The 23,053-nt window shown below is 68.3% G+C and carries 20 protein-coding genes; 1 reads left to right on the top strand and 19 read right to left on the bottom strand.

The features are described from left to right. Positions 1–37 precede the first annotated feature (37 nt). From C556_RS0110320 to C556_RS0110295, 6 genes are all read right to left on the bottom strand, one after another. On the bottom strand, positions 38–934 hold the full coding sequence (locus C556_RS0110320; RefSeq protein WP_018748174.1) for a carbohydrate kinase family protein: 897 nt from the start codon (positions 932–934) through the stop codon (positions 38–40). A 244-nt stretch (positions 935–1,178) separates the two neighbouring features. Then, entirely contained in the window at positions 1,179–1,562 is a 384-nt protein-coding gene (panD, locus tag C556_RS0110315) for an aspartate 1-decarboxylase (protein WP_018748173.1), read from the bottom strand. Between the two features lie 107 nt (positions 1,563–1,669). Beyond that, positions 1,670–2,251, bottom strand: coding sequence for a hypothetical protein (locus C556_RS0110310; protein WP_018748172.1), 582 nt, complete (start codon positions 2,249–2,251; stop codon positions 1,670–1,672). A 4-nt stretch (positions 2,252–2,255) separates the two neighbouring features. Continuing rightward, entirely contained in the window at positions 2,256–4,109 is a 1,854-nt protein-coding gene (locus C556_RS20065) for a ribonuclease catalytic domain-containing protein (protein ID WP_018748171.1), read from the bottom strand. Positions 4,110–4,568: 459 nt separating this feature from the next. After that, positions 4,569–5,582, bottom strand: a complete 1,014-nt coding sequence (locus tag C556_RS0110300; protein ID WP_018748170.1) for a zinc-binding alcohol dehydrogenase family protein — start codon at positions 5,580–5,582, stop codon at positions 4,569–4,571. Next, positions 5,579–6,682: an alkene reductase gene (locus C556_RS0110295; protein ID WP_018748169.1), complete on the bottom strand. Its 1,104-nt coding sequence runs from the start codon at positions 6,680–6,682 to the stop codon at positions 5,579–5,581. Before C556_RS0110295 ends, C556_RS0110300 begins: the two co-directional genes overlap by 4 nt. Before the next feature lie 92 nt (positions 6,683–6,774). On the opposite strand from C556_RS0110295, the gene C556_RS0110290 reads away from it, so the two are divergent. Further along, positions 6,775–7,692 carry a LysR family transcriptional regulator gene (locus C556_RS0110290; protein ID WP_018748168.1) on the top strand — a complete coding sequence of 306 codons (918 nt, stop codon included), beginning with the start codon at positions 6,775–6,777 and terminating at the stop codon, positions 7,690–7,692. 57 nt (positions 7,693–7,749) lie between these two features. On the opposite strand, the gene C556_RS0110285 is transcribed toward C556_RS0110290, so the two are convergent. From C556_RS0110285 to C556_RS0110220, 13 genes are all read right to left on the bottom strand, one after another. Further along, on the bottom strand, positions 7,750–8,094 hold the full coding sequence (locus tag C556_RS0110285) for a YgiW/YdeI family stress tolerance OB fold protein (RefSeq protein WP_018748167.1): 345 nt from the start codon (positions 8,092–8,094) through the stop codon (positions 7,750–7,752). A 133-nt stretch (positions 8,095–8,227) separates the two neighbouring features. Beyond that, the gene (locus tag C556_RS0110280) at positions 8,228–9,295 is read right to left on the bottom strand and encodes a type II asparaginase (RefSeq protein WP_018748166.1); all 1,068 of its coding nucleotides are present in this window, start codon (positions 9,293–9,295) and stop codon (positions 8,228–8,230) included. Between the two features lie 230 nt (positions 9,296–9,525). Beyond that, positions 9,526–10,587, bottom strand: coding sequence for a hypothetical protein (locus tag C556_RS21660; RefSeq protein WP_157236083.1), 1,062 nt, complete (start codon positions 10,585–10,587; stop codon positions 9,526–9,528). After that, positions 10,584–12,326, bottom strand: coding sequence for a GGDEF domain-containing protein (locus C556_RS20055; protein ID WP_018748164.1), 1,743 nt, complete (start codon positions 12,324–12,326; stop codon positions 10,584–10,586). Before C556_RS20055 ends, C556_RS21660 begins: the two co-directional genes overlap by 4 nt. Positions 12,327–12,439: 113 nt before the next feature. After that, positions 12,440–14,167 (bottom strand): diguanylate cyclase, encoded by a 1,728-nt coding sequence (locus tag C556_RS0110260; protein WP_018748163.1) that lies wholly within the window; start codon positions 14,165–14,167, stop codon positions 12,440–12,442. A 187-nt stretch (positions 14,168–14,354) separates the two neighbouring features. Continuing rightward, positions 14,355–15,431, bottom strand: a complete 1,077-nt coding sequence (gene prfA / locus C556_RS0110255) for a peptide chain release factor 1 (protein ID WP_018748162.1) — start codon at positions 15,429–15,431, stop codon at positions 14,355–14,357. Between the two features lie 66 nt (positions 15,432–15,497). Then, a complete protein-coding gene (hemA, locus tag C556_RS0110250) occupies positions 15,498–16,745 on the bottom strand; it encodes a glutamyl-tRNA reductase (protein WP_026262984.1) in 1,248 nt (415 codons plus the stop codon). A gap of 273 nt (positions 16,746–17,018) precedes the next feature. Continuing rightward, a complete protein-coding gene (gene purD / locus C556_RS0110245; RefSeq protein ID WP_018748160.1) occupies positions 17,019–18,293 on the bottom strand; it encodes a phosphoribosylamine--glycine ligase in 1,275 nt (424 codons plus the stop codon). A gap of 21 nt (positions 18,294–18,314) precedes the next feature. Continuing rightward, entirely contained in the window at positions 18,315–18,890 is a 576-nt protein-coding gene (locus tag C556_RS0110240; RefSeq protein WP_018748159.1) for a hypothetical protein, read from the bottom strand. A gap of 13 nt (positions 18,891–18,903) precedes the next feature. After that, entirely contained in the window at positions 18,904–20,466 is a 1,563-nt protein-coding gene (purH, locus tag C556_RS0110235; protein ID WP_018748158.1) for a bifunctional phosphoribosylaminoimidazolecarboxamide formyltransferase/IMP cyclohydrolase, read from the bottom strand. A gap of 201 nt (positions 20,467–20,667) precedes the next feature. Then, a complete protein-coding gene (locus C556_RS0110230; RefSeq protein ID WP_018748157.1) occupies positions 20,668–20,931 on the bottom strand; it encodes a helix-turn-helix domain-containing protein in 264 nt (87 codons plus the stop codon). Continuing rightward, positions 20,928–21,965, bottom strand: a complete 1,038-nt coding sequence (gene dusB, locus C556_RS20050; RefSeq protein ID WP_051083228.1) for a tRNA dihydrouridine synthase DusB — start codon at positions 21,963–21,965, stop codon at positions 20,928–20,930. Before dusB ends, C556_RS0110230 begins: the two co-directional genes overlap by 4 nt. Before the next feature lie 275 nt (positions 21,966–22,240). Next, positions 22,241–22,870 (bottom strand): glutathione S-transferase family protein, encoded by a 630-nt coding sequence (locus C556_RS0110220; protein WP_018748155.1) that lies wholly within the window; start codon positions 22,868–22,870, stop codon positions 22,241–22,243. Between the last annotated feature and the right edge of the window lie 183 nt (positions 22,871–23,053).

Genomic DNA, 23,053 nt, shown 5'->3' with positions numbered 1-23,053 from the left:
ATGCGACCCGCTCGACGGCGGGTGTTGTCCGCCGTGCTTATCCCAGCAGTCGTTCCACTTCTTCCCGCGTCGGCGCATACGCCCCGTGGTGGGTGCAGGCCAGCGCGGCGGTGGCGGCGGCGAAGTCCAGGTGGGCGGCCGGCGTGGCGTCGGGGCGGGTGAGCAGCGAGGTCATCCAGCCGCCCATGCTGGCGTCGCCGGCGCCGACGGTGTCGGCGACCTGCACCGGGAACACCGGCCGGCTGTGGTCGCCCTGCGGGGTGAGCAGCGTCATGCCGTCGCCGCCGCGGGTGAACAGGATCTGCGCGTCGGGCGCCCAGCCGCGCAGCGTCGCCAGGGCCTGGGCGGCATCCTGGGCGGGGAAGAGCTTGGCGAGGTCTTCGTCCGAGACCTTGATGTAGTCGGCCAGCCCGGCCATCGCCTGCAGCGTGGGCGTGTAGCGCTGGTCCATCAGGTCGCGGTGGTTGGGGTCGAAGCAGATGGCGCGGCCGGCGGCCTTCACCTGCCGGGCCAGCGTCAGCAATCGCGCCGCCAGCGGCTGACGCACCAGGCTGATCGAGCCGAAATGCACGGTCTGCGCGGCATCCAGCCAGCCCTGCGGCAGGCGCTCGGGGTCGAAGTGCAGGTCGGCGCTGTCGTCGCCGACGAAGAAATAGCTGGGCGGATGCTTGGACGGCACGATGGCCAGGAACGGCGATTTGTCCAGCCGTTGCAGGAAGCGCAGGTCCAGCCCGGCGTCGGCGCTCAGCTGCGCCAGCTCGTCGCCGAACACGTCGCGGCTGACCGCGCCGGCGAAGCCGGTGCCCACGCCCAGCCGCGCGCCCACCCGCGCCACGTTCCAGCACGAGCCGCCGGCCACGGCGCGCCAGTGCGCGCCTTCTTCGCGGATGAAGTCGGTGAGGGCTTCGCCGAAGACCACAAATCGCGTGCTCATGATGATCCTTCCTGCCTGACAAGCTGTGATCGTGAAGTATGCGCTGGCGGCCGGCCATCGGGCCATCGCCCGACTTGCGCCATTGGCGGCGCTGGTGCTGCGTGCTCTTGCAGACTGCCGGGGCCAGCGGAAGCCGGGGCGGCAAGGCGTGGCCGGAAGTGCCGCGGACGGGAGGGGATCGCCGCGGCGCGGCGCAATGAAAAAGGCCGCGCGAGGCGGCCTTTCCGGGGCGGGGCGAGAAGGCTCAGGCGGCCTGCTGCACCGGGATGGCGTTCTTGGTGTTGGCGATGCGGTTGGCTTCGTCCACGTACACCAGCGACGGCTTGTGGTTGGCCAGCTCGGCCTCGGTATAGTCGGCGAAGGTGGCGATGATCAGCAGGTCGCCCACCTGGGCGCGGCGGGCGGCGGAGCCGTTCACCGAGATGATGCCCGAGCCGCGCGCGGCCTTGATGGCGTAGGTGGAGAAACGCTCGCCGTTGTCGACGTTCCAGATGTGGATCTGCTCGTACTCGCGGATATTGGCGGCTTCGAGCAGGTTTTCGTCGATGGCGCACGACCCTTCGTAGTGCAGTTCGGCATGCGTGGTGGTCACGCGGTGGATCTTGGATTTGAGCATCGAGCGTTGCATGACGAAAGCCTCCGCCGGAAAAAGTCGTGAGTATAAGACGTTGACCCGAAAAGCCAAGGGTTGGATTCCCCCTGACCACCAACATGTGCGTTCGATCAAGCCCGGTTTCAATGGCCCAGGCGATAGATCAGACAATCGTCGAGCAGGAACTCGCCGGGACGGGGTTTGCCGCCGGGGGCCACCCGTTCGAAGGTGAAGGTCTGGCCGTCCACCTTGACCCAGGCCGGGATCGGCTGGCCCTGGTAGCGGCCCACCGCCTCCTCGGCGCGTTCCACGTCGCGCGGCTGCGGCGCGGGCGGCGCCAGCGGCTGGGCGGCGGGCGCTTCGGGCAGCTCCATCGCCGGCGCCGGCTCGGCGGGCTCGCCGCTGTGCATGCGCCCGTCCTCGCCGCGTTGCGGCGGCAGGCTGCGCAGGTACCAGCCGAACAGCAGCGCGGGCACCAGCACGCGGCGCACGCGCTTCTGGTTGTCCACGATGCACGCCACGCCGAACGACTCGCCGCACTGCGGGCAGCGGGCGTTGACCGAGATGGCCAGGTGGTCGTCGATCAGGCGGGCGGCGCCGCGCATGTCGCGCGCGTTCAGCATGTGGCCGCAGCGCACGCAGGGCTTGGAGAACTGGCGGATCTGCTCGCCGTTGCGAAAGCGCACCGGCAGCATCTGGTTCAGCGGTTTCTTGGGCAGCATCATCACGTCACATCGTGGCCAATCGGCTATCGAGCGTCAATTCAAGATAGTCCGTAGCCAGGCGGTTCAGTTTGACCGTGGCGCCAACCGGTAATTCCGGCAGCCCCGGCACGCGGATCACCAACGGCGTGCCGCCGACCCGCACCAGGTTTTCCTTGATGACGGTGCAGGTCATTTCGTTGATGTTCTCTTGTTCCAGGTAGCGCAGGCACCAGTAGCGCTCCATTTTGTCCTGGAAGTCGGCATAGGCGGCGTAGGCGGTGTCGAAGGCGCCGATGGCGGCGTACAACTCGGCGTCGTTCCTGCCGAAGCGCGGCTTTTCGTTGCGCAGCAGCGCCAGCAGTTGCTGCTGGTTGATGAAGTCGATGGCGCGGCGCAGCGGCGACGAGCTCCAGGCATAGCATTCCACGCCCAGGCTCAGGTGGGGGCCGGGCTGGGTGGTCAGGCGCACGCGGCCGTTGCCCTGCGAGCGGTAGACGGCGGCGATCTCGGCGTCGGCCAGATCCTTGCCCCAGGTGCTGTTCACCAGGATGGCCAGCTCGGCCACCAGTTTGTCCATCGGCGAGCCGCGCTTGCGCGGCACGATGCGCACCTTCTTGCTGCCGTCGTCCAGCGTGTCGATGTAGAAGCTGTAGTCCAGCCGCACCGGCGCGTTGGGATCGGCCTTGCCGCGGCGGCCTTCCAGCTCGCCGGCGAAGCGCCACAGGTAGTTGAGTTCGGCCTTCCACGGGTAGTCGGCGCCTTCGGTCTCGAAGCCGGCGGTGGCTTCGTTGAAGTGCGGCTCGATCTCGTCGTGGCGCAGGTTGGCGGCGACCGGCACCATTTCGATGCGGCTTTCGTGGGAAATCACGTCGAAGCCGGGCGACAGCTCCAGGTACAGGCTCATCGCCGGGCGGGCGGCGCCTTCCTTCAGCGTGTACTGCTCGACCAGCGCGTTGGGCAGCATGGTGATCTTGTCGCCGGGGAAGTACACGGTGGACAGCCGGTCGAACACCAGCTGGTCCATCGGCGTGCCGGGGGCGACGCCCAGCGTGGGTGCGGCGATGTGGATGCCGACGCGGGTGTTGCCGTTCTTCAGCGGCACGATGCTGAAGGCGTCGTCGATCTCGGTGGTGGTCGAGTCGTCGATGGAGAACGCCCGCACTTCGGCCAGCGGCAGGTCGGCCGGCGGCGGGTAGTCGCCCTCGGCCTGGGCTTCGCGGCCGTGGGGGAAGAATTCGAGCAGGAAGCCGTCGAGGAAGTACTGCGCCACGTCGGGGATGGCGCCCACGTGATCGAGCAGGCGCAACGGCGAGGTGTGCGCGGCATCGGCGGCGGCGGCCAGCGCCTTCCATTCGATGCCGTTCTTGTCGGGGCGGTGCAGCAGGCGCGGCAGCAGCGGCACGAAGGCGTCGGGCAGTTTGCCGGCGGCCAGCTCGGCCTGCCACGCGGCCATCTGCTCGGCCTCGCGCTGCTTGCGCACCATTGCCGCCAGCGCGGCCTTGACGTTCTCGGCCGGGGCCGGCTTGTAGCGGCCGCGGCCCTTCTTGTAGAAGTACATCGGCGCGCCGGCGATGCGCATCAGCACCGCCGCCTGCTGCGGCGCGCTGGGACCGGCGCCGTAGTATTCGGCGGCGATGTCCTCGAAGGCGAATTCGTCGCCGCCGCACACTTCCCACAGGAAGTCGAGGTCGATCTCGGCGGCCAGCGCCTCGGCCTCGTTCCACAGGGTGGCGGGATCGGGCCGCTCGAACCTGAGCAGCACGTTGGCGGCCTTGACCTTGCTGCGCTTGCCGCGCACGTCCTCGACCATCAGGCTCGCCGGTTGCGATTCCTTCACCGTGGCGACCTTGAAGCCGTCTTCCTCGTACAGAACGTGCATGCCCAGCCCTTGCGCAAAAAACGGCGGATTATACATCAGCCCAGATGGCGCTGGCAGGCTAAGGCGTTGATAAACAAGGCGCGCCGAGCAACGGCCACACCCCGCCGCACGTCGCCCCGACCGCACGGCATGGCGTCACGGCGATCAACCCTGCGCGCGGATCAGCCCCGAGCAACGCGAGGCTCCCTCGCGGCGGCGAGGGCGGGGGGAGTGGAGTCGATCAGGAAGCGCCGTGGCTGGCAAACCGGAAATGACGCGCCCTCGGCTTGGCCGAGGGCTTGCCATCCTGGGTGCAGGAGCGGGGCTGAAAGAGAAACCGAGGCGCGGCGGCGAGGGCGGGGGGAGTGGAGTCGATCAGGGAACGTCGTTGCAGGCAGACCAGAGGCAATGCGCGCCTGGCTTTGCCAGGGGCTTACTGTCGTTGGCTTGACCGCAATGTCGAAAGAAAAACCAAGACGTTCAAAATCCCGCCAGCACGATCTTCCCAATGGTATCGCCGGCCTCCAGCGCGGCATGGGCGCGGCGCAGGTTGGCGGCGTCGATGCGGCCGAAGTGCGCGCCGACGGTGCTTTGCAGCGTGCCGGCGTCGATCAGCTTCGCCACGTCGTCCAGCAGCCGGTGCTGCTCGATCATGTCGGCGGTGCGATACATCGCGCGGGTGAACATGAATTCCCAGACGAAGGTGGCGCTCTTGCTCTTGAACAGGTTGAGATCGAGCGGCGTGGCGTTCTCGACGATGCTGCACACCTTGCCCTGTGGCGCGATCACCTGCGCCATGGCGGCGAAGTGCTGGTCGGTGTCGTTGAAGCACAGCACGTAATCGACGTCGGGGTGGCCCAGCGCGGCCAGTTGCGCCGGCAGGTCGCCGCGATGATCGATGGTGGCGCTGGCGCCCAGCCGGGTCACCCACTCGCGCGAGGCGGGGCGCGACGCGGTGGCGATCACCGTCAACCCCGCCAGGCGCGCCAGCTGGATGCCGATCGAGCCCACGCCACCGGCGCCGCCGATGATCAGCACCGTCCTGCCGGCATCCTCGCCGCCACGGCGTACCCCCAGGCGGTCGAATAATGCTTCCCAGGCGGTGATGGCGGTCAGCGGCAGCGCGGCCGCGGCGGCGAAGTCCAGCGTGGCCGGCTTGTGGCCGACGATGCGCTCGTCCACCAATTGCAGTTCGGCGTTGCTGCCGGGGCGGGTGATGTCGCCGGCGTAGAAGACGGCGTCGCCGGGGCGGAACAGCGTGACCTCCGGCCCGACGGCGACCACGGTGCCGGCGGCGTCCCAGCCGAGCACGCGCGGCGTGGCCTCGACCTTGTCCTTGGGCGCGCGCACCTTGGTGTCCACCGGGTTGACCGCGATGGCTTCGATGCGCACCAGGAGGTCGCGGCCGGCCGGCACCGGGTCGGGCAGCGTCACGTCCAGCAGCGCCTCGGGGTGGTCGATCGGCAGGTAGCGGGTGAGGGCGACGGCTTTCATGGATGGGTCTCCGGGGCGTTGGGGTAACTGGTGTAGCCGGTGGCGCCGCCGCCGAACAGGGTGGCGGGGTCGAGTTCGGCCAGCGGCCAGCCGTGGCGCAGCCGCGCCGGCAGATCGGGGTTGGCGACGAAGGGGCGGCCGAAGGCGACCAGGTCGGCCCAGCCGGTTTCGAGGATGGCTTCGGCGCGCAGCACGTCGTAGCGGCCGGCGACGATCAGCGTGCCGGGGAAGCGCTGGCGCAGCGCGATGCGGAAGGTGTCCGGCACCTGCGGCGCGTCGGTCCAGTCGGCTTCGGACAGATGCAGGTAGCCGATGCGCCCCGACAGCCAGTCGGCGGCGGCGAGGATGGTGTCGATGATCCCGGGGTCGGCCATGTCCTTGAAAGTGATGTACGGCGCCAGCCGCAGCCCGGTGCGCTCGGCGCCGATCTCGGCGGTGACGGCCTCGACCACTTCGCGCAGGAAGCGCAGGCGGTTGTCGATGCTGCCGCCGTACTGGTCGGTGCGCTGGTTGGAGGTGCTGCGCAGGAACTGGTCGATCAGGTAGCCGTTGGCGCCGTGGATCTCCACGCCGTCGAAGCCGGCGTCGATGGCGTTGCGCGCGGCCCGGCGGAAGTCCGCCACGATGTCGGCGATCTCCGCCACGCTCAGCGCGCGCGGCGTGGGGCAGTCGAGCATGCGGCCGACGCCATCCTCGTCCGCCACCCAGACCTGGGTATCGCGCGGCTGGATCGCCGACGGCGCCACCGGCTGGCCGCCGCCGTGGAACACCGGGTGCGATACGCGGCCGACGTGCCACAGTTGCAGAAAGATGCGGCCGCCGGCCGCGTGCACCGCGTCGGTGACGCCGCGCCAGCCGGCGATCTGCTCGGGCGTGTGCACGCCGGGCGTGAACGAATAGCCCTGCGCGCCGGCGCTGATCTGGGTGGCCTCGGTGACGATCAGCCCGGCGCCAGCGCGCTGGGCGTAGTACTCGGCCATCAGCGCGTTGGGCACGTTGCCGGGCTGGTCGGTGCGCGCGCGGGTCATCGGCGCCATCACCATGCGGTTGGCGAGGTCGAGCCCGCCCAGGCGGTAGGGGGTGAACAGGTAGCGGCTCATGTTGGGGTTCCAGTGGGGGATGGGCGCATCTTGCCGTGTCGATCCCTTATGAAAAAGCCGATAATCGCGAAAACATTTTCAAGGAAAATTTAATGGTCGGGCCCGGCTTCGCCGATTGGCAATGGTTCCTGCGCATCGTCGAGCGTGGCTCGCTGTCGGCTGCCGCGCGCGACCTGGGCCAGACCCCGGCGGCGCTGTCGCTGGCGCTCAAGCGCCTGGAGACGCAGCTGGGCGCGCGGCTGTTCCAGCGCAGCACGCGGCGGCTGACGCTGACCCCCGAAGGCGAGATCTGGTATCGCAGCGCCCACGCGGCGCAGGACGCGCTGGCGAGTGGGCTGGACGAGCTGGCGGCGCAGCGCGGCGAATTGTCCGGGCCTTTGCGGCTGTCGGTGCCGTCCGATTTCGGGCGCCAGTACGTGCTCGACTGGGTGGAGGAATTCGTCGCGCGGCACCCCGGCGTGGTGCCGATGCTGACCCTGCGCGACCGGGTGGACGATCTGGTGGCCGAATCGCTGGACCTGGCGTTGCGCTACGGCCCGCCGCGCGAAACCGGGCTGATCGCCACGCCGCTGGTGGCCGACAACCGCCGCGTCGCGGTCGCCAGCCCCGATTACTGGGCGCGTCATCCGCTGCCGGCGCATCCGCAGGAACTGCTCGGCCACGCCTGCCTGGCGTTCGCGCTGCGCGACGCGGTGCACGTGAGCTGGCGTTTCAACCGCGACGACGAGGCCACCACGGTGTCGATGCGGCCCAGCCGCTACGCCAACGACGGCGCGGTGGTCAGCGAATGGGCGCGGCGCGGCTGCGGCGTGGCGTACAAATCGCGGCTGGATGTCGCGGGCGATCTGGCTGCCGGCCGGCTGGTGGCGGCGTTGTCCGACTGGCAGGGCGAGCCGGCGCCGCTGTACCTGGTGCGCAGCGGCGGCCGCCTGCTGTCGCCGCGGGTGCGCGCGTTCTGGGATTTCTGCCTGGGCAAGGCGGCCGGCCTGTCCCGGGGCGATTCGCCCTGACCCGGCCCATGAAAAACCCCGGCGAAGGCCGGGGTTGGGGGTCGGCGTGGCCCGGGCTCAGGGCAGGATTTCCACCTGCTTCACGTCGACATCGGTGTTGATCAGGCCCTTGTCCACTTCGCCGGTCAGTCGCACGCGGGTCTTGGCGTCCACGTCCTGCGCCGGCCACTTGTCGTGGTCGATCTCCACCTTGATGGTGCCGCTGGCGTCGCGGAACTCGTAGTGATCCTTGTCCAGCTTGCGCACGATGTTGCCTTCCAGCACCACCAGCGTGTCGTCGGCAGCCTTGGCGGCATCGGCGGCGGTGGTCACCTTGGCCGCGTGGTCCGGGCCGACGTAGGCCGCCATCGCCATGCCGGATGCCAGGGCCAGGATGCCTGCGAGTGTCTTGATCGATTTCATGTCGCCTCCTGTGAAGAAAAATGCCGCTGGGCAGTGTAGCCGGCGATCCCGGGCGCGCTGGAGGGACGATTTCACAAACGGCAATGGTTGCGTCGCGCGTCCAGGCGCCGGTTCGATGCGGCGGCGCCGCCGATCAGTAGGTCTGGAACATCCGCTGGATTTCCTGGGTGTCGCGGGTCCTGGTCAGCGCCAGCATCAGCAGGATGCGGGCCTTCTGCGGGTTCAGGTTATCGGCGGCGACGAAGTCCAGCTCGTCGTCGTTGGCCTCGCCGTTGCGCGCGGTGATGCCGCTGCCGGTGCGCGAGCTGCGCACGATCACCACGCCCTTGGCGTGTGCCTCCTGCAACGCCTCCTTCACCGGGTTGGCCAGGCTGCCGTTGCCGGTGCCGGCGTGGACCAGCCCGACGTCGCCGGCGGCGACGAAGGCGTCCACCGGCAGGCGCTTGGCGTTGGCGTAGCCGTAGACGATGTCCACTTCGGGCAGCTTGTCGAGCTTGCTGACGTCGAATTCGGTCTGGGTGGTGTGCTTGCGCGCGGTGGCGCGGTAGAACACCGGCTTGCCGCGCACCACGTAGCCCAGGTTGCCCAGCTCCGGTGCGCGGAAGGTGTTGGCCAGCATGGTGCTGGTCTTGGTCACTTCGCGCGCGCCCTGGATTTCGTCGTTCAACGCCACCAGCACGCCGCGACCCTTCGCTTCCTTGCTGCCGGCCACGCCCACCGCGTTGAACAGGTTGATCGGGCCGTCGGCGCTGATGGCGGTGGCCGGGCGCATGGCGCCGACGATCACTACCGGCTTGTCGCTCTTGACCACCAGGTTGAGGAAGTACGCCGTCTCCTCGATGGTGTCGGTGCCGTGGGTGATGACGATGCCGTCCACGTCCGACTGCTTGAGCAGGGTGTTGACCCGCTTGGCCAGCGTCAGCCAGTAGTCGTTGGTCATGTTCTCGCTGGCGATCTGGAACACCTGCTCGCCCTTGACGTTGGCGATGGTCTTCAGCTCGGGCACGGCTTCGATCAGCTTTTCCACGCCGATCTTGGCGGCGGTGTAGCCGACGGTGGTGGTGCTGGTGGCGCCGGTGCCGGCGATGGTGCCGCCGGTGGCCAGGATGGCGACATTGGGCAGGTCGGCCGCGAAGGCGAAACCGGCGCCACACAGAACGGCGGCGGCGAAGCCGCGCCGGGCAAGTTGTGCAAGGTGCATGCTGATCTCCTGTGGAGGCCAATGCGCGCGGTAGCGCGTCGGGCCTGCTCGATTTGGTGGTCGCGTGGATGACGACCTGCGGCGATCATGCGCGTGCCTTGCATGACACGGGTATTGCCAGAAATCCGAATAGGGAAATTATTTACGACAACGGCAGGCTGGCAAAAGCATGGCGAAAAGCAGGGGGGGCGAAGTGGCAGCAAGACGACTGCCGGCCCCTTGGCGAATGGCTACTTTTCCGGCGTGAACACCTTGGCCACCGTGCTGCGCTTCACCGGGTTGGGATCACCACTTTCGATTCTCCGGGTGATGGTGGTGCCGGGGGGGATGTTGATCCCCTGGCCCTGGTAGCCGGTGACCTTGGGTTGGGTGAACCCTTCCGCCTTCAGGGCGTTGGCCAGCGTCTGCGCGGGCGCGCGCGCGCCGTCGTGGATCGCCGGCGGGTCGGCGAGGAAGTGGGTGGGCTTGACCGCGTCCGCCGAGTGGCACGAGGTCATGCGGATCGATTCGAAATCGGGGTTCAGCCCCGATTGCTTGAGGCCCTTGGCGACGTCGGTCAGGGCAAAGACGCCGTCATCCGGCGTGGTCTGCAAGGCGTCGTATCCGGCGTTGCCGTGCCCCAGCACGTACAGCTTGGTGTGCTGGGGGTGGAGCGAAGCCATGCCCACGTCCCCGGCATGCTTGATCTCGGTCGCCGCGAAGGCGTCGTGGCGCTCCTGCCAGGCCGAGAGACTGGATTGGGCCTGCGCCCGCTGGTTGCGGGCGTTCTGCTTCAGTGCCGTGGTTTGCTGGAGCAATTCGGTCAATCGAGGTTTCACCGGCTGCGGGTTCTCGGGATAGGGCTGTCCCTTTACGTAGTTGGGGTCCATGGCTTTCAATCGGCGTCTGGTCTGCTTGATGGTGTCGATCTGCGGCCCGGTGTCCGCGATGCTTTTGCGGATCGACGTCATTTCGGACAGTGCGTTGGATATCGTCTGCTGCTTGGCGGCGCTCAGGTCGGCAAAGACGGTTTCATTGCGGGCGATCACCGGAACCGGGCCGCGGGCCGTCGGATCCTGCGCGGCCTTGCGGATGCGGGGCAGGTTGCTGCCCGCCGCCTGCTCGAAGATATCGCCGCCACCTTCGTGTGCCCAGTAAAAGGCCGCCTTTTGCCGTTTGCCCGAATCCATGGCGGATGCCCCGATCGCTTGATCGGATCGGTATAGATCGTCCTGCATCGTTCGCGGCGCGCTTTCCGGGCTGTTCCGACCGGGGGAAGCCGCACGGCGACGAAGCCCCCGCGCCGCGATCAATCCGCCGTGTCGTTGGCGCTTTCCACCCGGTTGCGGCCGTTGCGCTTGGCGAGGTAGAGCGCCTGGTCGGCCATGGCCAGCAGGGCGATCCAGTCGTCTTCCGCCCGGCTGAGGGCGATGCCGAAGCTGGCGGTGACGGTGAGCGACTGGCCATCGGCCAGCACGATGGGAACCTCGGCGATCAGGCAGCGCAGCTTCTCGGCCAGCACGCGCGCGGCCCCCTGGTCGGTGCGCGGCACCAGCACGGTGAATTCCTCGCCGCCGAAACGGCCCACGTTGTCCTCGCTGCGGCAGGCGGCGCGGACCCGCTGCGCCACGACCCGCAGCACTTCGTCGCCGGCGGGATGGCCGTACAGGTCGTTCACCCGCTTGAAATGATCGATGTCGAACAGCAGCAGGCCCATCTGCCCGCCGCCCAGCGAAGCGCCCAGCAGCAGTTGCTCGCCCAGTTCCACCAGCGCACGCCGGTTGCTGACCCCGGTGAGCGGGTCGGTCTCGGCCTGTTGCTTGAGCTGGCGGGTCAGCGCGGTCAGGCGCTTTTCCAGCAGGTCGCGCTGCTGCTGGCAGGCACGCAGGATGTCGATGGCGTCGAACAGCTCGCCGACTTCCCTGCCGGCGTGCGGTCGCGTGATCGGTGCGGTATCGCCGTGGGCCAGCTCGACGATGGCCCGGCGCGCCTGGAGCAGCGGCCGAAGCAGCCGGCAGCGGCCGGTGCGCAGCAGCAGGGACAGCACCCCGGCGATGGCGATGCCTTGCAGCAGGGCGAACAGCATGCCCCAGCACGCGGCATCGCGTTCGGCGGCCGCCGCCTCGGCGCCGGTCTCGATGATGAGGTGCTTGAGTTGCTCCATGGCCTGCATGGTCGGCACATAACGCTGGACGAAGCCGGCCGCGCTCAGCGGATAGTCGCCGCTGTGCCGGCCGACCCGCAGGATGGATTCCAGGAACTGCTCGTTGCCACCGAAGTACTGCTGCGAGATGGCGAACCGCGCCTGCTCGATCTCGGGGCGATCCCAGTAGCCGCCGACCTGGCGGGCGAGCAGGCCGTTCAGCTCGTCGAGCCGGCCGCGCATGTTGCCGATGCGTCGCCGCAGCGCCAGTTCGATGGGTTGCCGGGTGGCCAGCGGCGCGATGAACAGCGAGCCGAGCCGGCCGGCGTATTCGCGCATGTTCCCGACCATCTGCGCCATCAGCACGGCGTCGGCGACGTTGCGATCGGCCTTGGTCGCATGGTTGCCGATCTCCACGATCAAGGGCTTCACGCGGTCCACCACGCTGAACATCCGCTCGATGGCGTAGGCGATCTCGATCTCGCTGCGCTCGGAGAGCGGCTGTGCGGCCAGCGAATCGATCAGCATGCGCATCTGATCCAGCGCGGGGCGCACTTCGGCCAGCGTGTCGCCGGCGGCGGGCAGTGATTCCGGGTGCTGCGCCAGCAGCGTGGCCACCCGGTCCAGCGCCAGGTCGGTCCGGGTTCTGGCTTTGGCGAGCCGTTGCCGCCACGCCTCGCTGGCGGTGCCGTTGTTGTCCATCAGGCTGCCGGATGGACCGCGCTCGGCGGAGGCCGCGTTGGCGATCTCCAGTGCGGCACGATAGAGCGCCAGATTGTGCAGGTTGTCGAGATTGCGCCGGTAGCGCTCGAAGTTGCTCCAGGCCAGCTGGCCCGCCAGCAGCAGGGCGATGCCGATGATGAGCAATGAGCCGGTACGGAATTTCTGGTCGATGGAAAGCGCGTTCATGGCTGGTGGCTTGGCCGCGGTGTACCGGATGGGCGGTGGGAGTCCATGCTAGGCGGCGGATAGCGCCGTGTCGTACCTGTTTCTGCACGGCATACGGGTAGCCCCCCGCACCTTCAGGCAGTGCTTTCCACCCGGTTGCGGCCGTTGCGCTTGGCGGCGTAGAGCGCCCGGTCGGACGTGGCCACCAGTTTGGCCCAGGTGCAATCGGCGTGGCTCACCGCGATGCCGAAGCTGGCGGTGATCGACAGCGCCTTGCCGTCGGCCAGGACGATGGGGGTGTCGGCGATCAGTTGCCGCAGTTTTTCCGCCAGCAGGTGGGCGGCGGTGGTGTCGGTGCGTGGAATCAACACCGTGAACTCCTCCCCGCCGAAGCGGCCGATGTTGTCCTCGCCGCGGCAGGCCATGCGGACCCGCTGCGCCACGGCGCGCAGCACTTCGTCGCCGGCGGGGTGGCCGTGCAGGTCGTTCACCTGCTTGAAGTGATCGATGTCGAACAGCAGCAGGCCCATCTGCCAGCCGCCGAGCGCGGCGTCGAGCACCAGTTGCTCGCCCAGTTCTTCCAGCGCGCGGCGGTTGCTGACGCCGGTGAGCGCGTCGGTCTCGGCCTGGCGCTTGAACTGTCGCGTCATTGCGCTCAGGCGTTTTTCCAGCAGGTCACGCTGTTGCTGGTGGATGCGCAGGATATCGATGGCGTCGAACAGCTCCCGCACTTCCTGGCCGCTACGGGGGCGCCTGGGCTGCTGGCAGTTGCCATTGGCCAGGTCGATGATCTCTTTGCGGGCATGCAGCAGCGGCATCAGCAGGCGATGGCGTGCGAAGTACAGCAGCGAGCCGATGCTGCCGGCGATGCCGCAGGCCAGGAGGGTGGCGAGCAGCATCCCCCGGCGCGCGATGTCCAGGTCGCGGGCGACCTGTTCGCCGCTGCTGTCGATGATGCGGTCGCGCAGTTGTTCGATGGGCAGCATGGTCGGCACGTAGCGTTCGGTGAAGCTGACGGCGTTGTCGCTGTATCGGCCGCTGTCCCGCTGGCGCAGCACGCTCTGGACGATGGCGTTGCCGGCACCGAAATACTGCTGCGTCACCCGGTCGCGCGCCTGGAGCATGCCGGGGCGATCCCAGTAGTCGCCGATCTGGTGGTTGAGCTGCATGTTCATTTCCTCCAGCCGGCCGCGCAGGTTGGTGATGCGGCGAAGTTCCTCTATCGAGAACGGCTGTTGGTGGACCAGCGGGCCGATCAGCAGCGAGCCGACGCGCCCGGCGTATTCGCGCATGTTGCTGACCACCTGCGCCATGAGGATGGCGTCGGACAGGCTGCGATCGGCCTTGGCGGCGTGGTTGCCGATGACGGTGACGACGGCTTCGAGTCGGTCCACCGCCTGGAACATGTGCTCGATGGCCTGGCTGATGGCGCTGTTGCTCCGCTGGCTCAGCGGCAGCATGGCCAGGTGGTCCACCTGGGCCCGCGCCTCGCGCAGCGATTGCTGAAGCTGATCCAGTTGGTGCTTGGGCTGGAAGGGAAGCGGCGGATGCAGCGTCAGCAGCCGGGCCAGCTCCGCCAGCGCACCATCGCTCGCGGCCCGCGCCATGGCCAGCTGGAGCGCGCGGGCACCGTTGCTGGCCTGTGGGGTCCCCAGCAGGTTGTTGGCCGGCCCGCGCTCCGCCGACAGCAGGTTGGTGGCGAGCAGGGCGCTGTGGTAGAGCCGCAGATTGTCGAGGTTGTCCAGGTTGCGCCGGTAGTCCTGGTAATGGGACCACACCAGTTGACCCGCCAGCAGGCTGGCGATGGCAAGGATGAGCAGCGAGCCTGCCTTGAATTTCAGATCGCCGGAAAGTGTGCGCATGGTTTGGCCCGGGGACGCGGGGAGGGCGCGTCGATCCGGGCCATCCTAACGGGGCCGGCCAGGGCCGCCGAACGGCAGATGGAGGGCCCGCCCGTGCCAGCGCGACAGGCGTGCCGTCCGCACGGACGCGCGTCGCGGGCGCCGGCAACCGCCGTGCGCGGCGGCTGAAAGGGCTTTCCGGCCGCGTTTACTCGGCCAGTTGCGCCAGCAGTTCCGCCTGGTGCTCGTTGATCAGCGCCTGGGTCAGTTCCTCCAGGTCGCCGTCCATGATGGCGTCGAGCTTGTACAGGGTGAGGTTGATGCGGTGATCGGTCATCCGCCCCTGCGGGAAGTTGTAGGTGCGGATGCGCTCGGAACGGTCGCCCGAGCCGATCAGGCTCTTGCGGGTGGCGGCTTCGCGCGCCTGGATCTCGGAGCGCTGCTTGTCGTTGATGCGCGCCGCCAGCACCGCCATCGCGCGCGCCTTGTTCTTGTGCTGGCTGCGGTCGTCCTGGCACTCGACCACGATGCCGGTCGGCAGGTGGGTGATGCGCACGGCGGAGTCGGTCTTGTTGATGTGCTGGCCGCCGGCGCCGCTGGCGCGGAAGGTGTCGATGCGGATCTCGGCCGGGTTGATGTTCACTTCCTCCAGCTCGTCGGCCTCGGGCAGCACGGCCACGGTGCAGGCGCTGGTATGGATGCGGCCCTGGGTCTCGGTGGCCGGCACGCGCTGCACCCGGTGGCCGCCCGATTCGAACTTCAGCCGCGAATACGCGCCGTAGCCGGCCACGCGGGCGATCACTTCCTTGTAGCCGTTCAGGTCCGATTCGCTGGCGGACACGATCTCCACCTGCCAGCGGTTGCGCTCGGCGTAGCGGCTGTACATGCGGAACAGGTCGGCGGCGAACAGCGTGGATTCGTCGCCGCCGGTGCCGGCGCGGATTTCCAGGAAGATATTGCGCTCGTCGTTGGGATCGCGCGGCAGCAGCGCCTTCTGCAATTCGACTTCCAGCTGCTCCAGCGCGGCGTTGGCGTTGGCGATCTCTTCCTGCGCCAGATCCTTCATGTCGGGATCGTCCAGCAGTTCCTGCGCGGTGGCGAGGTCGGCCTGGGTCTGCTCGAAGCGGTGGTAGAGGGCCACCACCGGCTCCAGCTCGGCATGCTCGCGGGTGAGCTTGCGGTACTGGTCCATGTCGCGGGTGGCGTCCTCGGCGGCGAGCAGGGCGCTCACTTCTTCCAGGCGGTCGGCCAACTGGGCCAGTTTCTGAACGATCGACGGTTTCATGGTCAGGTCCGTGGGCCGCGTCCCGGCGGGGGCGCGGCAAGGGGTTCGGTAGGGTGGGACGAACTGCTAATCGTGCAGCCGGAAGATCCGCCGCGTGGCGCGCAGCAGCGGTTCCTGCTCTTCGGGCGGCGCGGCGTTGAGCGTGGCCAGCGGCGCGTGCAGCAGCTTGGCGGCCAATTGCTCGCTCAGGCGCTCCAGCACTTCGTCGGCATCGTCGCCGGCCGCCAGCCGCTTGCGGGCCTTGGACAGCTCGTGGCGCGCGATGCGGTCGGCATGGTCCTTCAGTTCGCGGATGGTGGGCACCAGTGCGCGCCCGGCCAGCCACTGACGGAATTCCTCGACGCCGGCCTCGACGATCAGCCCGGCGGCCTCGGCCTCGCTCTGGCGCGCGGCGAAGCCTTCGCGCACCACTTCGGCCAGGTCGTCCACCGTGTAGAGGTAGGCGTCGGGCAGGTCGGCCACTTCGGGCTCCACGTCGCGCGGCACCGCCAGGTCGACGATGAACATCGGGCGGTGCTTGCGACGCTTGAGCGCCCGCTCCACCGTCCCCTTGCCGACGATGGCCAGCGGTGCGGCCGTACAGGACACCACGATGTCGAATTCGGCGATGCGCTCGGCCAGATCGGACAACAGCATGGCGCTGCCGCCGTACTGCTCGGCCAGTCGCGCGCCGCGTTCCAGCGTGCGGTTGGCCACCGCCATGGCGCGCGGCCGCTGGGCGCAAAAGTGCGCGGCGCACAGCTCGATCATCTCGCCGGCGCCGATGAACAGCACCGAGCATTCGCTCACCGACGGGTACAGCCGTTCCGCCAGCTTCACCGCCGCCGCCGCCATCGACACCGACGCGGCGCCGATGCGGGTTTCGGAGCGCACTTCCTTGGCCACCTGGAACGCGCGCTGGAACAGGCCGTTGAGCAACACGCCCAGGCTGCCGGCCTCGCGCGCCACCCGTTCGGCGTCCTTGAGCTGGCCGAGGATCTGCGTTTCGCCCAGCACCATGGAATCGAGTCCGGCCGCGACGCGGAAGGCATGCCGCGCGGCATCGACGTCGCTGAGGCGGTACAGGTGCGGCATCAGCTCGCGCGCCTCGCGCCCCCGGCTGGCGGCGAACCACTCCAGCACGGCATCGGCCTCGCGGGCGTTGACGTACAGCTCGGTGCGATTACAGGTGGAGACGATGGCAGCCTCGGCCACGCCGCGCGCGCTGGTCAGCCCGGACAATGCGGGCGCCAGTTCTGCGGGTGAAAACGCCAACCGTTCGCGTACGGCGAGCGGAGCGGTTTCGTGGTTGATGCCAAGGACGACGAGATTCATCGCGGATGCGACTGGGCGGAGCGGGAAAGCCGATGATTGTAACGCGAAAAACCGGGGGGACCCCGAACCCCCAAATCTGAAACACAGCGGACAGGGGACTCCAAACCCCAAGTCTTGAAACACAGAGAACACAGAGAACACGAAGGGTCACAGAGAAAAACAAAGGCGAGATACCCGACTGCCCGCAGTACTCGCTGTCTTTCTGGCGCTTTCCTCCCGTTTTTCTCTGTGTTCTCCGTGTTCTCTGTGTTTCAAGATTTGGGGTTGGTGGGCTTACTTCCGCGAAATGGCGCGCCAGCCGATGTCGCTGCGGTACTGCATGCCATAGAAGTCGATCTGCTCGACCAGCTCGTAGGCACGCTTGTGCGCCATCCTGAAGTTCTCGCCCAGCGCGGTCACGCACAGTACGCGGCCGCCAGCGGTGACCGGGCGGCCTTCCTCGTCGAGGGCGGTGCCGGCGTGGAACACCTGGACGTCGTCCAGATCGCCGGGCAGGCCGGCGATGACGTCGCCCTTGCGCGGGGTCTCGGGGTAGTTGGCGGCGGCCAGCACCACGCCCAGCGCCACGCGGCGGTCCCACTCGGCCTCGACCTGATCCAGCCGGCCGTCGATGCCGGCTTCGACCAGCTCCACCAGATCGCTCTTGAGCCGCATCATGATCGGCTGGGTTTCCGGGTCGCCGAAGCGGCAGTTGAATTCCACCACCTTGACCGAGCCGTCGGCGCCGACCATCAGGCCGGCGTAGAGAAAGCCGGTGTAGTCGATGCCATCCTTGGCCATGCCGGCCACGGTGGGCAGGATCACCTCGCGCATGGCGCGGGCGTGCACCTCGGGCGATACCACGGGGGCGGGCGAGTAGGCGCCCATGCCGCCGGTGTTGGGGCCCTGGTCGGCGTCGAGCAGGCGCTTGTGGTCCTGGCTGGAGGCCATCGGCAGCACGTGTTTGCCGTCCACCATCACGATGAAGCTGGCTTCCTCGCCTTCGAGGAAGTCCTCGATCACCACGCGGGCGCCGGCGTCGCCGAACTTGTTGCCTTCCAGCATCGAATCCACCGCGGCGTGCGCTTCGTCCACGCTCATCGCCACCACCACGCCCTTGCCGGCGGCCAGGCCGTCGGCCTTGATCACGATGGGTGCGCCGCGCGCGGCGATGTAGTCGTGCGCGGCCCTGGCGTCGCCGAAGGTTTCGTAGGCGGCGGTGGGGATGCCGTGGCGTTTCATGAACGCCTTGGCGTAATCCTTGGACCATTCCAGCTGCGCGGCGGCGCGCGTCGGGCCGAAGATCCGCAGGCCCTCGGCGCGGAAGGCATCGACCACGCCCTGCGACAGCGGCGCTTCGGGGCCGACCACGGTAAAGGCCACCTGCTCGCGCCGGGCCAGCTCCAGCCATTCGGGAATGGTGCCGGCGGCGACGTTGACCAGATGCGGATCCAGCGCCGTGCCGGCGTTGCCCGGCGCGACCAGCACCTTGGCGACGCGCGGGCTCTGCGCCAGCTTCCACGCCAGCGCGTGCTCGCGGCCGCCGTTACCGATGACGAGAATATTCATGACTTTGTTTTCAACCCCGCTTTATTTGAATTCGTAGCGGCCGAACAGGAAGCCGACGTTGCCGCTGTTGAGACTGCTGTTGAGTGATGGGATGAAGGTGCCCATCACCGAGGCACGCCGGTAGCGCAACGCCACCAGCGGCAGGATAAAGGGAAACGGCACGCCGCCGAGGATGTCGTTCCGCGTGGTCAGGCCCACCGTGTAGCCCGCGCCGACCGAGAGTTCGCTGGCGGATGGCCACAGCCAGAGCTTGCCGTAGCCCACCATCAGCTCGGGATGGTTGTGGGAGTCGGCGAAGGCCAGGCCGTACAGCATTTCGTCGTTGCCGTGCTCGTCGGTCAGGTGCTTGCCGATGCCGCCGCCCCAGGCGTTGGCGTTCAGCTCGGCGCGCTTTTCGTCGGTCCAGGTGTGCGGGTCGTGCCAGGTGTAGCCGGTGACGTACAGGTCCCAGCTGCCTTCGTCGGCGATCCGGCCGAAGTGGGTGCAGACACTGGTCGCCCAGTCGCCGACGTTGCTCATGCTGTCGCAATCGACTGCTTGCGCGGGGGCGATCAGGGCAGGGAACAGGGCGGCGGCGGCGAACCAGTGTCGTTTCATCGGAGGGACCGGATCAGTGACGGAAGTGGCGGATGCCGGTGAATACCATGGCGATGTCGTGCTCGTCCGCCGCGGCGATCACTTCCTCGTCGCGCACCGAGCCGCCCGGCTGGATGATGGCGGCCACGCCATTCTCGGCGATCACGTCCACGCCGTCGCGGAACGGGAAGAAGGCGTCCGACGCGGCCACCGAGCCGCGCAGTTCCAGGCCGGCGCTGCGGGCCTTGATCGCGGCGATCTTGGTGCTGTCCACGCGGCTCATCTGGCCGGCGCCGATGCCCAGGGTCTGGCCGTGGCCGCAGAACACGATGGCGTTCGATTTGACGAACTTGGCCACGTTCCAGGCGAACAGCAGGTCTTTCAGCTGTTCCGGGCTCGGTTGCTTTTTGGTGACCACCTTGAGGTCGGCCAGCAGCAGGGTGTGGCTGTCCGGGGTCTGCACCAGCAGGCCGCCGCCGACGCGCTTCAGGTCGTACTTGTTCTCGCCGGATTCGATCGGCACTTCCAGCACGCGCACGTTCACCTTCTTGGCCAAGAGTTCCAGCGCGGCCGGGGTGTAGCCCGGGGCGATCAGCACTTCCATGAACTGCTTGCTCACCGCTTCGACGGTTTCCACGTCGATGGGCTTGTTGAAGGCGATGATGCCGCCGAAGGCGCTGGTGGTGTCGGTGGCGAACGCCAGGCGATAGGCGTTGTAGGTGTCGCCGGCGACGGCCACGCCGCAGGGGTTGGCGTGCTTGACGATGACGCAGGCCGGCTCGGCGAACTGCTTGACGGCCTCCCACGCGGCGTCGGCGTCGGCGATGTTGTTGTAGCTCAGCTCCTTGCCCTGGTGCTGCACGTAGGCCGACAGGCTGCCGGGGGCCGGATGCAGGTCGCGGTAGAACGCGGCGCTCTGGTGCGGGTTCTCGCCGTAGCGCATGTCCTGCACCTTGGTGAATTGCAGGTTGAGGCGGTTCGGGTAGGCCACCTTCTCGCCTTCGTCGGTGAGCGCGGTCAGGTAGTTGGAGATGGCGCCGTCGTAGGCGGCGGTGTGGCTGAACGCCTTCTTGGCCAGGTTCTTGCGCGTGGCCAGGCTGAGTGCGCCGCCGTTGGCCTGCATCTCGGCGACCAGCGGGGCGTAGTCGGTGGCGTCGGTGACGATGGCGACGTGGGCGTGGTTCTTGGCCGCGCTGCGCACCATGGCCGGGCCGCCGATGTCGATGTTCTCGATGGCGTCCTCGAAGGTGCAGTCGGGCTTGGCGATGGTGGCCTCGAACGGGTACAGGTTGACGCACACCAGATCGATGTTGCCGATGCCGTGCTCGGCCATGGTGGCGACGTGCGCCTCCAGGTCGCGTCGGCCGAGGATGCCGCCGTGGATCTTGGGATGCAGCGTCTTGACGCGGCCGTCGAGCATTTCCGGGAAGCCGGTGTAGTCGCCCACTTCGATCACCGCCACGCCGTTGTCGGCCAGCAGCTTGGCGGTGCCGCCGGTGGACAGGATCTCGACGCCTTGCGCGGCGAGTGCGCGGGCGAAGTCGAGCACGCCGGTCTTGTCGGACACGCTGATCAGCGCACGTTGGATTTTGCTCATGTCGTTCCTCGGTTTCTGGGCACCGCCCTGGGCTGGGGTGCGGGTTCTGGTTTGGAAGATCGGGTGTTGCGGGCATCCGCCGCGGCGGTTGCCTGGAATCGGTGGCGAACTCAGCGGGCCCCGGCCGGCGGCGGCTTCGGCCGGCGCGTGGCGCGGGCGGCAAGGCGGTGGTCGGGCGGGGGGCGCTGGTTCATCCGGGGGTCACAGCATGTCGTAGGTCTGCAACTTCTTGCGCAGCGTGTTGCGGTTGATGCCCAGCATCTCGGCGGCGCGGGTCTGGTTGCCGCCCACCCGTTCCAGCACCAGGCTCAGCAGCGGTTTTTCCATGCGGGCCAGCACCATGTCGTAGACGGCGCACGGCGGCTCGCCGTCCAGGTCGTGGAAGTATTGGTCCAGCGAAGCCACGATGGCCTCGGCGATGGGATCGCCTTCGCGTATGCATACGCGTTCGGCTAGTTGGTTCATGCGTCCCCCGATTGTTCTCGCTGCATGGTCTCCTCCGTGGGTTCGACGTATTGCAGGTAGTCACTCTCCAACGCCAGCCCATCGAAATAGGCCTGCGTTTCCCTTTTTTGCTCGGTGGTGGTTTCCAGCCGGTACATGGCCTGCCGGAATGCGTTGCCGCCGGGTAACCCCTTGGTGTACCAGGCGATGTGCTTGCGGGCGATGCGGCAGCCGGAATACTCGCCGTAGAACCCGTACAGCGCGTCCAGGTGTTCCTGGAGCACGGCGCTGATCTCGCTCACCCGGGGCGGCGGCAGGTGCTCGCCGGTCTCCAGGTAGTGCGCGATTTCGCGGAACAGCCACGGCCGGCCCTGGGCGGCGCGGCCGATCATGATGGCGTCGGCGCCGGTGGCGTCCAGCACCGCCTTGGCCTGCTCGGGCGTGGCGATGTCGCCGTTGGCGATCACCGGGATGCCGAGCGTGCGCTTCACTTCGCGGATCAGCGCGTAGCGGGCGCTGCCGGTGTACATGTCCTCGCGGGTGCGGCCGTGGATGGCGATGGCGGCGATGCCGGCCGCTTCGGCGCGGCGCGCCACCCGCAGGATGTTCTCTTCGCCGTTGCGAAAGCCCAGGCGGGTCTTGAGGGTGACCGGCACGTCCACCGCGCCGACCACGGCGTCGAGGATCTCGCCGACCAGGGCCTCGTTCTGCAACAGCGCCGAGCCGGCCAGCTTGTTGCACACCTTCTTGGCCGGACAGCCCATGTTGATGTCGATGATCTGGGCGCCGAACTCGACGTTGAGCCGCGCCGCCTGCGCCAGTTGCTCGGGATCGGAGCCGGCGATCTGCACCGCGATCGGCTCGGGCTCGCCGGTGTGGTCCATGCGGCGCCGGGTCTTGGCGTTGTCCCACAGCGCGTTGTTGGCGGTGATCATCTCGGACACGGCATAGCCCGCGCCGAAGCGCCGGCACAGTTGCCGGAACAGGCGGTCGGTCACCCCGGCCATCGGGGCGACGGCGAGGCGGTTGGGCAGTTGGTACGGTCCGATGCGCATGGCGCTGGGCAGGGGCGGCGGGGGCAAAAAGGCCGGCATTCTAACGCCTGCCTATTTTTTGGGCAACCGGCGCGCGCAGCGGATGGGCCCGGGCGGGCTGCGCGGTGCGGCGGATTCCGCTGGGGAAGAGGGCGGGGCGGCCCGGGTGGCCACGCCGCGCGAAGGCGGCGGTCGGGCCGGCCCGCCGTTCGATCGCCGCGACCCTCGCCGGGTGCGCGGCGACGGTCGGGGGCGGTTCGCTCAGGCGGGGCCGGTCCATGTTCAGCGGCTCGGGCCTAGTTGATTTCCCACGGCTCGGCGCGCCCGGCCGCGATCCACTCCTGCATGGCGGGCAGCGCCAGGATGGTGTCCATATAGCGGCGCGCGTCGCCGGGCACGGCCAGGCCATAGGTGACGAAGCGGGTGACCACCGGCGCGAAGAAGGCGTCGGCCCACGAGAACCTGTCGAACAGGAAGGCGCCGCCGTTGCCGAAGCGGGCGCGGCAGTCGGTCCAGATGGCGACGATGCGGTCCACGTCGTTCTGGAGATCGGGGCTGGGCGTCGCCTGCTTGCTGGCGCGGATGTCCATCGGACACTGGCTGCGCAGCGTGGTGAAGCCGGAGTGCATCTCGGCGCAGACCGAGCGCGCCACCGCGCGGGCCGCCATGTCCTGCGGCCACAGGTGGCGGTCGGGGAATTTCTCCGCGATGTATTCGGCGATGGCCAGGGTATCCCACACCAGCAGGTCGCCGTCCTTCAGCGCCGGCACCTTGCCGTTGGGCGAATGGCGCAGGATCTCGGCCTTGCTGCCCGCCTGGTACAGCGGGATCAGGATCTCTTCGAAGGCGATGCCCGCCACCTTCATGCCGAGCCAGGGCCGTAGCGACCAGGACGAGTAGTTCTTGTTGCCAATGACCAGCTGCATCGGAAAGCCTCCCGGATTGGATTGGAGGTCCATTCTATTCCTCTGCTCCGGGCCGGGCGGGTGTGGAATTGTCAGCTTGGTTGGGCGGCGCGTCTCCCCACGACATGGCTGGCGCGAGGGCGGGGACGACCGCCGGTGGGCCGATGGGCGGCGCGGATGCTGCGGCGCGTCATCGGCGGCGGT

The organism is Chitiniphilus shinanonensis DSM 23277 (assembly GCF_000374805.1).
GTDB lineage: Bacteria > Pseudomonadota > Gammaproteobacteria > Burkholderiales > Chitinibacteraceae > Chitiniphilus > Chitiniphilus shinanonensis.
Note: the sequence above shows the minus strand (reverse complement) of the source record. Positions and strands in the feature narration are given on the sequence as shown.

Coding starts and splice junctions, on each gene's coding strand:
- panD (WP_018748173.1), bottom strand. CDS start 1,562: ATGCAACGCTCGATGCTCAAATCCAAGATCCACCGCGTGACCACCACG.
- purH (WP_018748158.1), bottom strand. CDS start 20,466: ATGAGCAAAATCCAACGTGCGCTGATCAGCGTGTCCGACAAGACCGGC.
- C556_RS0110280 (WP_018748166.1), bottom strand. CDS start 9,295: ATGCACCTTGCACAACTTGCCCGGCGCGGCTTCGCCGCCGCCGTTCTG.
- prfA (WP_018748162.1), bottom strand. CDS start 15,431: ATGAAACCGTCGATCGTTCAGAAACTGGCCCAGTTGGCCGACCGCCTG.
- C556_RS0110260 (WP_018748163.1), bottom strand. CDS start 14,167: ATGCGCACACTTTCCGGCGATCTGAAATTCAAGGCAGGCTCGCTGCTC.
- C556_RS0110240 (WP_018748159.1), bottom strand. CDS start 18,890: ATGAAACGACACTGGTTCGCCGCCGCCGCCCTGTTCCCTGCCCTGATC.
- dusB (WP_051083228.1), bottom strand. CDS start 21,965: ATGCGCATCGGACCGTACCAACTGCCCAACCGCCTCGCCGTCGCCCCG.
- C556_RS0110285 (WP_018748167.1), bottom strand. CDS start 8,094: ATGAAATCGATCAAGACACTCGCAGGCATCCTGGCCCTGGCATCCGGC.
- C556_RS20055 (WP_018748164.1), bottom strand. CDS start 12,326: ATGAACGCGCTTTCCATCGACCAGAAATTCCGTACCGGCTCATTGCTC.
- C556_RS0110310 (WP_018748172.1), bottom strand. CDS start 2,251: ATGATGCTGCCCAAGAAACCGCTGAACCAGATGCTGCCGGTGCGCTTT.
- C556_RS0110230 (WP_018748157.1), bottom strand. CDS start 20,931: ATGAACCAACTAGCCGAACGCGTATGCATACGCGAAGGCGATCCCATC.
- C556_RS0110290 (WP_018748168.1), top strand. CDS start 6,775: ATGGTCGGGCCCGGCTTCGCCGATTGGCAATGGTTCCTGCGCATCGTC.
- hemA (WP_026262984.1), bottom strand. CDS start 16,745: ATGAATCTCGTCGTCCTTGGCATCAACCACGAAACCGCTCCGCTCGCC.
- purD (WP_018748160.1), bottom strand. CDS start 18,293: ATGAATATTCTCGTCATCGGTAACGGCGGCCGCGAGCACGCGCTGGCG.
- C556_RS0110320 (WP_018748174.1), bottom strand. CDS start 934: ATGAGCACGCGATTTGTGGTCTTCGGCGAAGCCCTCACCGACTTCATC.
- C556_RS20065 (WP_018748171.1), bottom strand. CDS start 4,109: ATGCACGTTCTGTACGAGGAAGACGGCTTCAAGGTCGCCACGGTGAAG.
- C556_RS0110295 (WP_018748169.1), bottom strand. CDS start 6,682: ATGAGCCGCTACCTGTTCACCCCCTACCGCCTGGGCGGGCTCGACCTC.
- C556_RS0110220 (WP_018748155.1), bottom strand. CDS start 22,870: ATGCAGCTGGTCATTGGCAACAAGAACTACTCGTCCTGGTCGCTACGG.
- C556_RS0110300 (WP_018748170.1), bottom strand. CDS start 5,582: ATGAAAGCCGTCGCCCTCACCCGCTACCTGCCGATCGACCACCCCGAG.